This window comes from Arthrobacter sp. SLBN-112, assembly GCF_006715225.1.
Classification (GTDB): Bacteria; Actinomycetota; Actinomycetes; order Actinomycetales; family Micrococcaceae; genus Arthrobacter.
In genome coordinates this window covers 1057270-1071281 of sequence record NZ_VFMU01000001.1, presented here as the reverse complement: position 1 = coordinate 1071281, position 14012 = coordinate 1057270, and the positions used below count along the sequence as shown (strand labels likewise).

Annotated in this window: 12 protein-coding genes; 11 read left to right on the top strand and 1 reads right to left on the bottom strand. The window is 66.3% G+C overall.

Features of this window, described 5'->3' with window-relative positions; translation table 11 throughout:
* Positions 1 to 18: 18 nt before the first annotated feature.
* Positions 19 to 519 (bottom strand): NUDIX hydrolase, encoded by a 501-nt coding sequence (locus FBY33_RS04980; protein WP_056335973.1) that lies wholly within the window; start codon positions 517 to 519, stop codon positions 19 to 21.
* A 208-nt stretch (positions 520 to 727) separates the two neighbouring features.
* Between FBY33_RS04980 and FBY33_RS04975 the strand changes: the two genes are divergently transcribed.
* The 11 genes from FBY33_RS04975 (at position 728) to FBY33_RS04935 (ending at position 13912) form a co-directional block, all read left to right on the top strand.
* Complete coding sequence (locus FBY33_RS04975; protein ID WP_142029563.1) at positions 728 to 2236, top strand: CCA tRNA nucleotidyltransferase; 1509 nt, start codon at positions 728 to 730, stop codon at positions 2234 to 2236.
* Positions 2233 to 2817 (top strand): histidine phosphatase family protein, encoded by a 585-nt coding sequence (locus FBY33_RS04970; protein ID WP_018769863.1) that lies wholly within the window; start codon positions 2233 to 2235, stop codon positions 2815 to 2817. Before FBY33_RS04975 ends, FBY33_RS04970 begins: the two co-directional genes overlap by 4 nt.
* A 155-nt stretch (positions 2818 to 2972) precedes the next feature.
* Complete coding sequence (locus FBY33_RS20800; RefSeq protein WP_268815862.1) at positions 2973 to 3107, top strand: hypothetical protein; 135 nt, start codon at positions 2973 to 2975, stop codon at positions 3105 to 3107.
* Positions 3108 to 3468: 361 nt separating this feature from the next.
* Complete coding sequence (locus FBY33_RS20795) at positions 3469 to 3597, top strand: hypothetical protein (RefSeq protein WP_268815861.1); 129 nt, start codon at positions 3469 to 3471, stop codon at positions 3595 to 3597.
* 48 nt (positions 3598 to 3645) lie between these two features.
* The gene (locus FBY33_RS04965; RefSeq protein WP_142029562.1) at positions 3646 to 5091 is read left to right on the top strand and encodes a glycosyltransferase family 87 protein; all 1446 of its coding nucleotides are present in this window, start codon (positions 3646 to 3648) and stop codon (positions 5089 to 5091) included.
* Entirely contained in the window at positions 5084 to 6523 is a 1440-nt protein-coding gene (locus FBY33_RS04960; RefSeq protein ID WP_142029561.1) for a phytoene desaturase family protein, read from the top strand. The genes FBY33_RS04965 and FBY33_RS04960 overlap by 8 nt, the downstream gene beginning before the upstream one ends.
* 69 nt (positions 6524 to 6592) lie before the next feature.
* Entirely contained in the window at positions 6593 to 8581 is a 1989-nt protein-coding gene (locus tag FBY33_RS04955) for a penicillin-binding transpeptidase domain-containing protein (protein WP_142029560.1), read from the top strand.
* Between the two features lie 25 nt (positions 8582 to 8606).
* Positions 8607 to 10289, top strand: coding sequence for an ATP-binding cassette domain-containing protein (locus FBY33_RS04950; RefSeq protein WP_142029559.1), 1683 nt, complete (start codon positions 8607 to 8609; stop codon positions 10287 to 10289).
* A gap of 119 nt (positions 10290 to 10408) precedes the next feature.
* Complete coding sequence (locus tag FBY33_RS04945; RefSeq protein ID WP_142029558.1) at positions 10409 to 11182, top strand: DeoR/GlpR family DNA-binding transcription regulator; 774 nt, start codon at positions 10409 to 10411, stop codon at positions 11180 to 11182.
* A complete protein-coding gene (locus FBY33_RS04940; RefSeq protein WP_142029557.1) occupies positions 11179 to 12393 on the top strand; it encodes an MFS transporter in 1215 nt (404 codons plus the stop codon). The genes FBY33_RS04945 and FBY33_RS04940 overlap by 4 nt, the downstream gene beginning before the upstream one ends.
* Before the next feature lie 22 nt (positions 12394 to 12415).
* Positions 12416 to 13912: a bifunctional phosphatase PAP2/diacylglycerol kinase family protein gene (locus FBY33_RS04935; protein ID WP_142029556.1), complete on the top strand. Its 1497-nt coding sequence runs from the start codon at positions 12416 to 12418 to the stop codon at positions 13910 to 13912.
* The last annotated feature ends 100 nt before the right edge of the window (positions 13913 to 14012 follow it).

Here is a 14012-nt window from a genome sequence, read left to right as displayed (position 1 = left end):
CGACGGCGGCGTCCGGGCTTAGAGGTGTCCGGGCAGGACCTCACGGGCGAGGTCGGCGATGCGGCGTTCGTTGGGGAACGACAGCTTCCGGGCGAGTTCCTGGATGGGCACCCAAGCCACATCCACGGCTTCCTGGTCGGGATCGTTCTCGATGGTGAGTTCGCCGCCGGTGGCACGCAGGAGGTAATGGTGCACGGTCTTGTGGACCCGGTGGCCGCTCACGGTGAACCAGTAGTCGATGCTGCCAAGCGGCGCCAGGATGGTGCCCTCGATGCCGGTTTCCTCGGCAATTTCCCGGACCGCGGCCTCTTCGTTGTTTTCCTTGCCCTCCGGATGCCCCTTGGGCAGGCACCACTCCAGGCGTCCACCCCTGTTAAGGCGGGCGATGATCGCAACCCTCAATTCGGCGTCGGACGTATCCACCACGACGCCGCCGGCGGAGACTTCCTCCACCGTGGGCAGGGACGCCGGTGCCGATTGCTGGGCAGGGGCAACGTGCGCCCCGATTGCCGACGGCAATGGTGCGTTCGTCCTCCTGCCGGGAGCGCTCGGTACTGGATGGGCCATGGAGTCCACTCTAACGACTGTTGCCCTCCCGTGATGACCGGAACATGACACCAACATGGACGGGATATGACGGACTTTCCGGCAGGGAACCTCAATCCGCGCGGATCGTGACGCTTTTTTGGACTGCCGTGGCGCTGGTTTCTGCCAAGCTTAAGGAACTATGTCGCACGCACATCACAAGATTGATTCCCACACTGTCGACTTCAAGGTGGACCCGGTGGTCCTGGAGCTCGGGCAGCGCTTCGTGGACGCCGGCCACGAGTTGTCCCTGGTGGGCGGCCCGGTGCGTGATTTGTTCCTTGGCCGGACCTCCCCCGACCTGGACTTCACCACTGACGCCACCCCGGACCAGACTGTGGCGCTGATCAAGAAGTGGGCGGACAACTTCTGGGAGATCGGCCGGGCGTTCGGCACCATCGGCATGCGCAAGGCCGGCTTCCAGATCGAGATCACCACCTACCGGGCAGAGGCCTACGATCCCGACTCCCGTAAACCGGTGGTGGCGTTCGGTTCCTCCCTGACCGACGACCTGCTGCGGCGGGACTTCACTATTAACGCCATGGCATTGAAGCTGCCCTCCATGGAGCTGGTGGATCCTTTCGGCGGCGTCCGGGACCTCCACGCCTCCGTGCTGGCCACGCCCGGCGCTCCGGAGGCGTCCTTCTCCGATGACCCGCTCCGGATGATGCGGGCCGCCCGGTTCGCCGCGCAGCTGGGAGTCTCGGTCTCCGACGACGTCCGGGAGGCCATGACGGGCATGGCGGACCGGATCAGGATCATTTCCGCCGAACGCGTGCGGGACGAACTGGTCAAGCTGATCTGCGGGGCCCGGCCACGCGTGGGGATTGACCTGCTGGTGGACACCGGGCTGGCCGAGCATGTGCTGCCCGAGGTCTCCGCCCTCCGGCTCGAATCCGACGAGCACCACCGGCACAAGGACGTCTACCAGCACTCGCTCCAGGTCCTGGAACAGGCAGCAGAGCTTGAAACCGACGCGGAGGGGCCCGTGCCCGCCCCGGACTTCGTGCTGCGTTTCGGAGCATTGATGCACGACGTCGGAAAGCCGGCGACGCGCCGTTTCGAACCGGGCGGCGCGGTGAGCTTTCGCCACCACGACATGGTGGGTGCCAAGCTCACCAGCAAGAGGATGAAGGCGCTGCGGTTCGACAATGACACCATCAAGGCCGTTGCACGGCTGGTGGAGCTCCATATGCGCTTCTACGGCTACGGCGATGCGGGCTGGAGCGATTCCGCCGTCCGCCGGTATGTGACCGACGCCGGTCCCCTGCTGGAGCGGCTGCACCGCCTGACCCGCTCCGACGTCACCACGCGGAACCAGCGCAAGGCCGAGCGGCTGGCCTTCGCCTATGACGACCTCGAGGCCAGGATCGCAGCCCTCCGCGAACAGGAGTCCCTGGATGCGGTGCGCCCGGACCTGGACGGAGCCCGGATCATGGCGCTGCTGGACATCAAACCGGGGCCGGTGGTGGGCCGTGCCTACAAGTTCCTCCTGAATGAACGGATGGAGCACGGGCCACTGCCCACCGAAGAAGCTGAGGCGCGCCTCCTCCGCTGGTGGGCCCAACAGCCTGAATCCGCACCTGCCGCACCCGGCCCCGAAGCCCCTCCCGCCGTCGTCGAACCTTCCCCCGTTGAGGAGTCCAAGTGACCAACCCCGCCTTCGCCCCGCGCCCCCAGCTATGGATCCTCCGCCACGGCGAAACCGAATGGTCCAAGAGCGGGCAGTACACGGGCCTTACGGACCTCCCCCTGACGGTGGAAGGCGAGCAGCAGGCCGTGGAGGCCCGCAAAGTGCTGGACGGCGTCGACTTCGACCTGGTGCTCACCTCACCGCTCCGGCGGGCACGGCGGACAGCCGAACTCGCCGGCTTCCCCGATGCCCGGCATGAACCGCTCGCCGTCGAATGGAACTACGGGGACTACGAGGGGATCAGTTCGGACCTGATCCGCAAGGACAATCCCGACTACCTGATCTGGACGCATGGCGTGCCCAACGGGGAGACGCTTGACGAGGTGGCCGCGAGGGCGGACAAGATCATCGGGCGGATCCTGGAATCCGGGATGGACAACGTGCTGATCGTGGCGCACGGACACTTCTCCCGTATCCTCACGGCGCGCTGGCTGGAATTGCCGCCCACGGAAGGCCGGCATTTTATTCTTGGCACGGCGAAAGTCTGCACGCTTGGCTGGGATAAAAAGACTCCCGCTATTGTCCGCTGGGGCCTCTAATCCCCCATATTCAAAAAGTTTCCTCCTTTTCCCGCGAATTGCTGGTATTCCTTACAATCCTGGGGTACCTTTATTCCTGACCCCACGGCCATCTGCCAGGGTCATGGACCGCATTGCACCCCATGCAGCGCGCAGCAGAAAAGGAGGTTGGGATAATGATGACTTTGACTGGCGAATGGAATGCCCCCATCAATGCATTCCCGGCCTTTGCTGATCACGCATGCGTGGCTTCGGTCAACTCCGGTTACCGCCGGACGGCGGCCCTCCCGGGCCTGCTGCGGCGCCGCTAACAGGCGCCGGCTTCCCGGACACCCGCTCCGCGCGGCCCAGGCCGGCAATGCTTCCTGGCAGGACCGCCGGGCTTCCCCGCTGAGTTTCCGGCTGGCTTTCCGGAACTGCTGCTGCCCCGGCACCCGCCTCGCGGCCGCATAATCCCGCGTCCGTAGAACTCTGTCCCGGGCTTGGCAACGGTTCGCCCTTGTCTCCCCGGTGATCGGCACCGTAATTGTGCTCTTTGGACGCACTTCCCGCTAATCCCCTCCAATTGATTTTTTGCGCCTTAATTCGCGCCGCTTTTGCACGCAGAAATCTGGCGCTAATTCGCCATGCACTTTTGTGCCCTATTTCCGGAGAAAGGAGGTGGCTCCCTTGATGCAAATGATCATGGGGCTCCTGTCCCGCCCCCTGCAGCACCGCAGTTCCCTGAACACTGCCCTGCTGGAGCAGTACAGGAATGACGTTTTCGTGCTCATGCACCAGCAGATGGGCGGCCTGCGCTGACGGCCGGCCCCGATCCCGCGGGACGGGGCCGGCTGTAAGCTCGATGCCATGCACGAGACCCAGGCGCCGGACGGTAAACGACGGCCCCGAATCGTGGTGCCCAGCCGCAGTGATGCACTGCTGCAGAAATTCACCGAGGTGATCGGCGGGCCGCTGGGGACGAGGTCAGATCCGGGCGTGGTCTCCCCCGGCATCTACTCGGTGGAACGGGTGCTCATTGTCCTCACGGCGCTGGCAGCCCTGGCGGGGATCCTGCTGAAAGGGTATTGCAGGGTCAACGGCTGGGAAACGCCCACGCAGTTCTATGCCACCTGTTACTCGGATTTCCCCGAACTGTTCCGGAACCGCGGTATGGCGGCGGGAGTCTTTCCCATCCTGGGCAGAGGCAGCCAGTTCGAATACCCGGTGCTCCTCGGCTTGATCGCGGGGGTGACGGCCTGGCTGGTGCCCGGCGGCGAGGCCAGTGCCCGGGCCCTGGCCTACTTCGACATCAACGCCGTGCTGCTCGCGGCGGTGGCCATGGCCACCGTGCTGGTGATTGCCCGCATGCCCGGCCGCAGGCCCTGGGATGCCGCCATGGTAGCTGTGGCCCCGGGGATCGTCCTGGCCGGAACCATCAACTGGGACCTGTGGGCTGCGTGCCTGCTGGCACTGGGAATGTACTTTTTCGCCCGGCAGCGGCTTGTCCCCGCCGGGGTCATGATCGGCCTCGCAACCGCCACCAAGCTGTATCCGCTCCTGGTGCTGGGGGCCATCCTGCTGCTGGCCGTGCGCACGGGACGGTGGCGCCCGCTGCTGGTGACCGGGGGCAGCGCAGCCGCAACGTGGGTTCTGGTCAATCTCCCCTTTGCCGCCGCCAACCCTGCCGGGTGGGCCTATTTCTTCCAGTACAGCGCAGACCGGGGCGCCGGTTACAGTTCAGCCTGGTTCGCCTACAACCTGGTGGCGGACAGGCTGGGCTGGTCCGGGCTTGGAGACGGCCCGGTCAGCATCCTGTCCGCCGGGTTCTTTGCGGTGGCCTGCGCAGGCATCGCCGCTGTTGCCCTGACCGCTCCCCGCCGCCCCCGCCTGGCGCAGCTGGTGTTCCTGATCGTCGCGGCCTTCATCCTCACCAGCAAGGTCTATTCGCCCCAATACGTGGTGTGGCTCATCCCGCTGCTGGCCCTGGCCAGGCCACGGTGGCGCGACTTCCTGGTCTGGCAGGGCATCGAAGCCCTGCATTGGGCTGCGATCTGGATGTACCTTGGACAGGTGACCAGTGCAGGTTCCTCCCAGCACAACCTGGACATGCCCTACTACGTCCTGGCTGTCGCCGCGCACATGGCCGCGGTGGCCTACCTGATGGCACGCGTCGTGTGGGACATCTACGACCCCGCCTACGATCCCATCCGCCGGCACCACCTCGACGATCCGCACGGGGGGCCGTTCGCCAACGCACCGGACCGGATCCGGCTGAAGCCACTGCGGCCTTCGAAGGAGGGGGCCCGTGCCTGACGTAGCGGTAGTGGGCTCGGGCCCGAACGGACTCTCGGCAGCTGCGGTCATGGCACGGGCCGGGCTGTCTGTGGAGGTCTTCGAGGCAGCAGCAAAGATTGGCGGCGGAACGCGGACTACGGAGTTGATGCAGCCCGGACATTTCCACGATGTCTGCTCCGCAGTGCATCCAATGGCCGTGGCGTCCCCGTTCTTCCGGGCATTCGAGCTGCCACGAAGGGTGGACCTCATCACCCCGGACGTGTCCTTTGGTTCACCGCTGGAAGGCGGCCGGGCAGCCCTGGCCTACAAATCGATGGACCGGACGGTCGAGGGGCTGGGTCAGGACGGCCCTGCGTACCGGCGGCTCATGGAACCGCTGGTCCGCCATATTGACGACGTCATGGACTTCACCCAAAACCAGCTCCTCCGGATCCCCCGGAATCCCCTGGTGGCCGGCGTCTACGGACTGCGGACCCTGGAACAGGGGACCGGGCTGTGGAACCTCCGGTTCCGGGAGGAGCTGGCGCCCGCCCTCCTGAGTGGGGTGGCCGCCCACGCCGTCTCCCATTTGCCGTCCCTGGCAGCCTCGGGAGCCGGGCTGATGCTCGGCGCCCTGGGGCACGCCGGCGGATGGCCCATCCCGCGTGGCGGTTCCGCTTCCATTGCGGCAGCACTTGCAGAGGACATCCGCGCCCACGGGGGCGTCATCCACACCGGAACCCCCATAGACCGGTTGGAGCAGCTTCCTGCCACCCGTGCCACCTTGCTGGACGTGGCACCAAGGGGTTTGCTGGACATGGCAGGGCCGTCACTTCCCGGACGCTACCAGCGGGCCCTTGAACGCTTCCGCTACGGCAATGGCTCGTGCAAGGTTGACTTCATCCTGTCCGGGCCGGTGCCGTGGCAGGCCAGTGGACTTTCCGACGCCGGCACGGTGCACGTGGGCGGTACGCGGGCTGAGCTGGCGCGCTCGGAGAACGAGGTCAGTGCCGGACGGCACCCTGAACGGCCCTACGTGCTGGTGGCCCAACCGTCCCGCTTCGACCCCGGCCGCGCGCCGGCACGCCGGCACACGCTCTGGACGTACTGCCACGTCCCCTCCGGCTCTACAAAGGACATGACCAACCAGGTTGCGGCACAGCTGGAACGGTTCGCCCCGGGCTTCCGCGACCTGGTGGTGGAATCGCACGCCATCACCGCAGCGGAGTTGGCCGAGTACAACCGGAACTACATTGGCGGCGATTTCAGCGCCGGCATCATGGACGTCCGTGGCCTTGTCCAGAAGCCGGTACTGTCCCCGGTCCCGTGGCGGACGCCGCTGCTGGGCGTCTACCTGTGTTCGTCATCGACACCGCCGGGTCCCGGGGTAACGGGCATGCCCGGGATGCACGCGGCGAAGCACGCCTTGAAGGATGTCTTCAAACTGCCGGTGCCGGACCTGGGTCTCTAGGCTTCGAAGCGGCAAGGGCAGAAGACGCCGGTGGCGTGCTTGGCAGCCGGTCCGGGGGATAATGGCGCGATGGGGAAATCAACAAAACTTTCGCTTGCCATAGCTGCGCTCATCATGGGAACTTCGCTGGTGGCCTGCGATGACGGAAAATCCGGCGCCGAAGCCGCGGCACAACAGCTGGCCAGCGCAGTCTCGGCCCTCGATGTAGGGTCGGTGGCCTTTGACGGCAAGGAGGCCGCCGCAGCCAACGACCAGCTGCACCAGGTTTTCGCGGCCCTGGATCCGCAAAAGCCCCAGGTCCAGGCGGGCGGACTGACGTTGGACGGCGACAAGGCCTCCGCACCGTTGAACTACGCCTGGAAGTTCGGCGACGCGGAGTGGAAGTACACCATCCCGGCAAACTTCAAGAAGTCCGGGGACAAATGGCTCACCGTCTGGGATCCGGCCCTCCTGGCGCCCGGCCTCGGGGACAGTGAAATCGTGACCAAGGGATCCCAGTCCCCCCAGCGTGCCGACATCCTTGGCGCCGGGGACGTCCCGTTGGTGACCTACCGTCCCGTGGTGAATGTGGGCATCGATAAGCCCCAGTTGGGCGCCACGGACCCCGCCGATTCCGCCGGTAAACTGGCTGCCCTTGTAGGGGTGGATCCTGCCGCCTACGTGCAGCAGGTCAAGGCAGCCGGTGCCCAGGCCTTTGTTCCCGCCATCACCCTCCGTGAGGAAGGCCGGACCATCTCCGATGAGCAGATCCGGGCCATCCCGGGCGCCCGCGGCATCCCGGCATCGATCCCCCTGGCTCCGAGCAGGACGTTCGCCCGTGCCGTGCTCGGGTCGGTGGGGCAGGCCACGGCCGAACAGATCGAGGCGTCGGATGGTGCCTTGGCTCCCGGCGATGTCACGGGCATTGGCGGGCTCCAGCAGCAATACGACGAACAGCTTCGCGGATCGGACGCCGTGGTCATCCGGGCACAGCGTGCGGACCTCACGCGCGAACAAATCCAATCCGCGGGCACCGACCCCCGCCGCGTCCTCTTCCAGGTGGAGCCCAAGCCGGGGACCCCGCTGAAGACCACCCTTGATCCGCGGCTGCAGACCCTGGCTGAGAGCACCCTGGAGGGAGTGGGGCCGGCGTCAGCCATCGTGGCCCTTCGGCCTTCCACCGGTGCCGTTCTGGCAGCGGCTTCCGGGCCGGGCAGCAACGGCTACAACACGGCGATGCTGGGGCAGTACGCCCCGGGTTCCATCTTCAAGATGGTGGATTCCCTGGCCATGTTCCGCAACGGGATGACACCGGACTCCACCGTCCAGTGCACCCCCACGCTCACGGTGGACGGGCGGACGTTCAAGAACTCCGAAGGGTACCCGGAGACCTCCCTGGGGGCAGTGACTCTGCGGGACGCCTTTGCGCACTCCTGCAACACGGCCTTCATTTCCCAGCGCGACGCGGTGTCGCAGGGCCAGCTTGAAGCCGCCGCCACATCCATGGGGGTGGCGGTCGAGGCACCGAAACTCGGTGCGGAAGCCTTTCTCGGCTCCGTTCCCGGGCAGGCCCAGGGCACCGAACACGCAGCGTCCATGATCGGCCAGGGCAAGGTACTGCTCTCCCCCCTGGCCGCGGCCATCATGGCAGGCTCGGTGGCCAAGGGCGCCCCCGTCTCCGCGCAACTGGTCCTCAACGCCGACGCCGGAGCGCCGGCTGCCGGAACGACGGCGGGCTCCACTGCTCCCGCCGCCGCACCATCCGCCACCGCCACGGCCGAGGCGCCCTCCACGGCCTCTGACAAACCGATTACGGCAGCGGAGGCGGCATCGCTGGCAGACATGATGCGTGCCGTCGTCACGTCGGGCCACGCAGGCTTCCTGTCCAGCGTTCCCGGGGCGCCAGTGGGGGCGAAGACCGGAACGGCCGAGTTCGGCAACGAGAATCCGCCAAAGACCCACGCCTGGATCGTGGCGGTCCACGGCGACCTGGCCGTGGCCGTCTTCGTGGAGGAGGGCGGCCTGGGTGCCACCACCTCCGGGCCGCTGCTGAAGCAGTTCCTCACCGCAGCCGGCTAGGGACGGCCGTGGGAGGATTGACGGTGTGGCCCATATTGACGTTTCCGGCATCGACTATTTCCTCTCCGACGGCACCCAGCTGCTGAACGGGGTGACCTTCAAGGTTCCGGACGGTACCAAGACCGCCCTGATCGGGCCCAACGGAACGGGCAAGACCACGCTGTTCCGGATCATCGCCGGCGACCTGGTTCCGGACGAGGGCGTGATCGGGCGCTCGGGAAACATGGGCATCATGCGCCAGTTCGTGGGGCAGGTGCGGGACGGCTCCACCGTCCGGGACCTTCTGGTGTCGGCCGCTCCCCCGGCGCTGGCTGCTGCTGCCCGCGAGGTAGATGATGCAGAACTGGCCATGATGGAGCACGACGACGAACCCACCCAGATGCGCTACGCCCAGGCCATCGTGGACTGGGGGGACGCCGGGGGCTACGACGTCGAGACTGTCTGGGATGAGGTCTGCATGGCCGCGCTGGGGCTGCCGTTTGACCGCGCACAGCACCGCCCGGCGTCGACCCTTTCCGGCGGTGAGCAAAAGCGGCTGGTGCTGGAAGCACTGTTCGCCGGACCGGACGACCTCCTCCTCCTGGACGAACCGGACAACTACCTTGACGTGCCCGGCAAACGGTGGCTGGAGGAGAAGCTGAATGAGTCCAGGAAGACCGTCTTCTTCATTAGCCACGACCGGGAACTGCTGAACAACGCCGCCGGGCGCATTGTCACCCTGGAGCCCGGCATCAACGGGGCCGCCGCATGGATCCATGGCGGCGGCTTCGCATCCTATGTGGAGGCGCGGGCGGACCGGAATGCACGGTTCGAGGAATTGCGGAAGCGCTGGGACGAGGAGCACATCAAGCTCAAGGAACTCGTCAACATGTACAAGAACAAGGCCGCGTTCCGCTCCGATATGGCCAACCGGTACCACGCCGCCCAGACCCGGCTGGCCAAGTTCCTTGAAGTGGGGCCACCGGAGGCACTGCCCATTGAGCAGAACGTGCAGATGCGGCTCAAGGGCGGGCGGACCGCGAAGCGTGCCATCGTGGCGGAGCAGCTGGAACTGACCGGCCTGATGAAGCCGTTCTCCACGGAGGTCTGGTTCGGCGACCGCGTGGGCGTGCTGGGCTCCAACGGCTCCGGAAAATCACACTTCCTGCGGCTGCTGGCCACCGGCGGCACCGACCCCGAACGCGAGCACCTGCCCGTGTCAGACGTCGAGATTGCCGAGGTACCGCACGAAGGCACCGTGAAACTTGGGGCCAGGATCCGGCCTGGATTCTTTGCCCAGACCCATGTCCGTCCCGATCTGTTGGGCAAGACTCTGCTGGAGATCCTGCACCGCGGCGATGAACACCGTTCCGGCCTTGGCCGGGAGGCAGCCGCCGGTGCCCTGGACGGATACGGCCTGGCTGGCCAGTCGGAACAGAAGTACGAGTCCCTCTCCGGCGGCCAGCAGGCGCGGTTCCAGATCCTGCTGCTGCAGCTCAGCGGCGCCACCCTGCTGCTGCTCGACGAACCCACGGACAACCTGGACCTGCACTCCGCTGAAGCACTGGAACGGGCCATTGACCACTTCGAAGGAACGGTCCTGGCGGTAACCCACGACCGCTGGTTCGCGCGGACCTTCGACAGGTTCCTGGTGTTCGGCTCCGACGGCAAAGTGTTCGAGTCTGCCGAGCCGGTATGGGACGAACAGAGGGTGCAGCGCGCACGGTGAGAGGATGCGCTATCAGATATGGCTGTTTTACCGATGGTTTAGCAGCCGTAACTGATGGAGCAAACAAAGTATGGCTTTTTCTTAGTGAGCAAATGATCACGAACTGTTAGCATTTGCTCATGAAGACCGATGAGCGGCATCGAACGATTGCCGAGATTCTCCGGCGGCAGCCTGAGGTGAGTGTCGAAGACCTGATGCAGGCTTGCGCCGCCTCCGGTGCAACCATCCGCCGGGACCTTGAAGTACTGGCCGGCCATGGCGTCCTCCGCAGGGTCCACGGGGGTGCCAGGAGCCTGATCGGCCACGGGCAGAACCCAGGTTACGGACAGCGCGAACTGGAGGACCGGGACGCCAAGAAGCGCATTGCAGCTGCCGTGGCGGGTCTGCTGGTCCAGGGTGAACACGTCTGGCTTGACAGCGGCAGCACGGCAACGGAGGTGGCGCGGGCAGCGCTTGGCCGGGAACTGACCCTGATGCCCATGTCCCTGCAGGCCCTCAATGCAGCCGCCGGCGGGGACAGTGCCGGGGACGCCCGCCCTGCCCTGCTGCTGCCCGGCGGAAGCGTGGTGCCCGGCGAACTCTGTTTCCGCGGGCCCCTGGCCGAGTCCAACATCAGGTCGCTGCGCTTTGACACCGCGGTGGTCACGCCCTGCGCCCTCGATTTCGACGACGGCCTGCTGGCCCACGACCTCGACGATGCAGCGGTAAAGAAAGCCGGCCTGGAATCGGCCGCGCGCGTGGTGGTGGCCGCCTCAGCAGCAAAGTGGCACGCCACTGCCCGGGTACTCGTCGCCGGCCTGGACCGGGTGGACGTGATCGTGACGGACCGGCAATTCAGCGCCAGGGACAAAGCCGAACTCGAAAAATACTCAGTGGAAGTAGTGAGCGTATGAGCACCAATACCGGCACCGAACAGCAGGCCGGCCTGAGGGCGGCCGCCGCAGCCACGTTCGTGGTCTTCGGCATCAACGGACTGGTCTTCGCCAGTTGGGCGGCCAGGATCCCTGCCGTCACGCAAACGCTGCACATCACGTCCGGCCAAATGGGCACGCTGCTGCTGTGCACGGCCGTTGGCTCCCTGCTGGCACTCCCCACCGCCGGCCTGGTGGTCGGCAGGATTGGCACCGCCAACACGGTCCGCTTTGCCGGCCTGCTGGCGGCGGCGGCAGGCGTGGGCATTGCCCTGTCACTCTCAGCCACCTCCATTGCAGGGACGGCGGTGTCACTGTTCTTCTTTGGCATTGGCATCGGGCTCTGGGACGTGGCACAAAACATCGAAGGGGCCGACGTTGAGCATAAGCTTCGCCGCACCATCATGCCCCAGTTCCACGCGGCCTTCAGCGGCGGCGCATTCGTCGGAGCCCTCGTGGGTGCAGGGCTTTCCACCCTGGGCATCGACCTCCCGCTGCATCTCCTGGTGATTGCCGCCGTGGTGGTGCTCGTGGCCCTGGTGGTTCCGCGCTATTTCCTTCCCCACATCTCAACGGCGGCCGCCGAAGGGGAACCAAAGCCGGCCAAGGGACCCTCCGCATGGCGGGACAGCAGGACGCTGCTGATTGGCGTGGTGGTCCTGGGCGCCACCCTCACTGAAGGCGCGGGCAACGACTGGATTGCCAAGGCTACAGTGGACGGACTCGCGGCCTCCGAGTCAACCGGGGCGCTCATGTTCGCCCTCTTCGTCCTGGCCATGACGGCAATGCGGTTCCTCGGTGGCCGCGTCATTGACAAGTACGGACGGGTCGCCGTGTTGCGGGCCAGCATGGCCGCTGCAGCTGCCGGACTGGGTCTCTTTGTGCTGGCCCCCAACATCTGGCTCGCCGGCATCGGTGCGGCCCTTTGGGGCGTAGGGGCCGCCCTGGCCTTCCCAATGGGCATGTCCGCTGCCTCCGATGACCCACAGCACTCCGCCGCCCGCGTATCAGTCGTATCCACTCTCGGGTATATATCCTTCCTCGCCGGACCGCCGCTGCTGGGCTACCTCGGGGATCTGACGGGCATCCACACTGCCCTGCTGGCCATCACGGCGCCCATCCTGGTGGCCCTGCTTCTGGCAGGAGCCGCCAGGCCTCTGCGGACGGAGGAGCAAGCCGCTGAGCGGGAGTAGCCGTTGGGGTTAGGGTGATGACATGCAAAGCGCAAGGCCGCGGGGACGAAGCTGGATCAGCCGCCTCGATAGATACCTTCTCAAGCATGTATCCAACCTGCCGGGCGGCAACCACGACGTCTTCTTCCGCCGGCTTTCAGCCTCAGCCAACAAGGGCAAATTGTGGATGGGGGCGGCGGCGCTCCTGGCGCTCTTTCCAGGCAAGACGCGGAGGGCCGCACTGCATGGCCTGCTTGCCCAAGGGGTGGCCTCCGCGGTCACCAACGTGGTGTTCAAAACCCTGCTCCCCCGGACCCGCCCGCTCCCCGAGCACCTGCCGGTCTTCCGCTTCGTGCATCCACAGCCCACGAGCTCGTCCATGCCGTCGGGGCATTCAGCGTCTGCCATAGCGTTTGCCGTCGGCGCCGGCCTTGTTCGCCCCGCCGTGGGTGCCGCCCTGGCTCCCGCCGCCCTGGGAGTTGCCTATTCAAGAGTGCACACCGGCGCCCACTGGCCCTCGGACGTCCTCTTCGGTTCAGCGCTTGGTGCCGGCGCCGCCCTGGTGACCCGGCATTGGTGGCCGGTCCGTCCGCCGATACCTCAGACCACGAGGGCCTGGACCAGTGCACCCGAACTGCCGGACGGCGAGGGCTTGAGCATCGTGGTCAACACTCTGGGTGGATCGTTCAAGGAGGAGACCGCCTCCGCGCTCAAAGAAGTATTTCCCAAGGCACATATAAACACCGTGCAGCCGGATGAGGACCTGCTGCAGCGGATTGCCGCCACCGCTGATTTCCCCGGCACCCGTGCCCTTGGCGTGTGGGGCGGGGACGGAACCGTCGGAGCGGCGGCCGCAGCCGCTGTCGAACGTTCCATTCCCCTGCTGGTCCTGCCGGGGGGAACCCTGAACCACTTTGCCCGCGACGCGGGGACGGGAAGCCTGAAGGATGCTGTGGAAGCGGCGGGCAAAGGTGATGCGGCCCTGGCTGACATCGGCGTCGTAACCGCGGAACGTGGCCTGGCGGGAAGCCCCGAGGTATCCGAACTGGTTATGCTCAACACCTCAAGCATCGGCCTGTATCCGAACTTCGTGCGGCGGCGGGAGCACCTGCAGCCGGCGCTGGGGAAGCCGTTGGCCGGCGTCGTGGCGATGTTCAGGACCTTTGCCGCGGGCACCCCCATCACCCTGTCCGTGGACGGAGTGGTGCACAAGGTGTGGATCGCCTATCTGGGCCGGGGCCGGTTTTACCCCCGGGACCATGCGCCTCTTTTCCGGCCGGTGATGGATGACGGGATGCTGGATGTGCGGATGATTACCGCCGATGAATCCTTCGCGCGGGTGCGGCTGCTGTGGTCCGTGCTGACAGGCACGGTTGCAAGTTCCCGCATCACCCATCTGCGGGAGGCCGCGGAGGTCAGGATTGACGCCGGCGGCGCACCCATGGCGCTGGCAGTGGATGGAGAAGCGCTGGCGGGAGTGCGCAGTGTGGCCTACCGGATCCGGCCGCGGGCCCTGACGTACTACTCACCGCGCCGCTGACCAGTCGCGGCGGCAGGAGTCGAACCCTGATTCTCCCCTGAATCATCCCTGATTCCGGGGAAAACCTGGCCCGGCGTCGGTAGCGTAGGGCGTGAACACC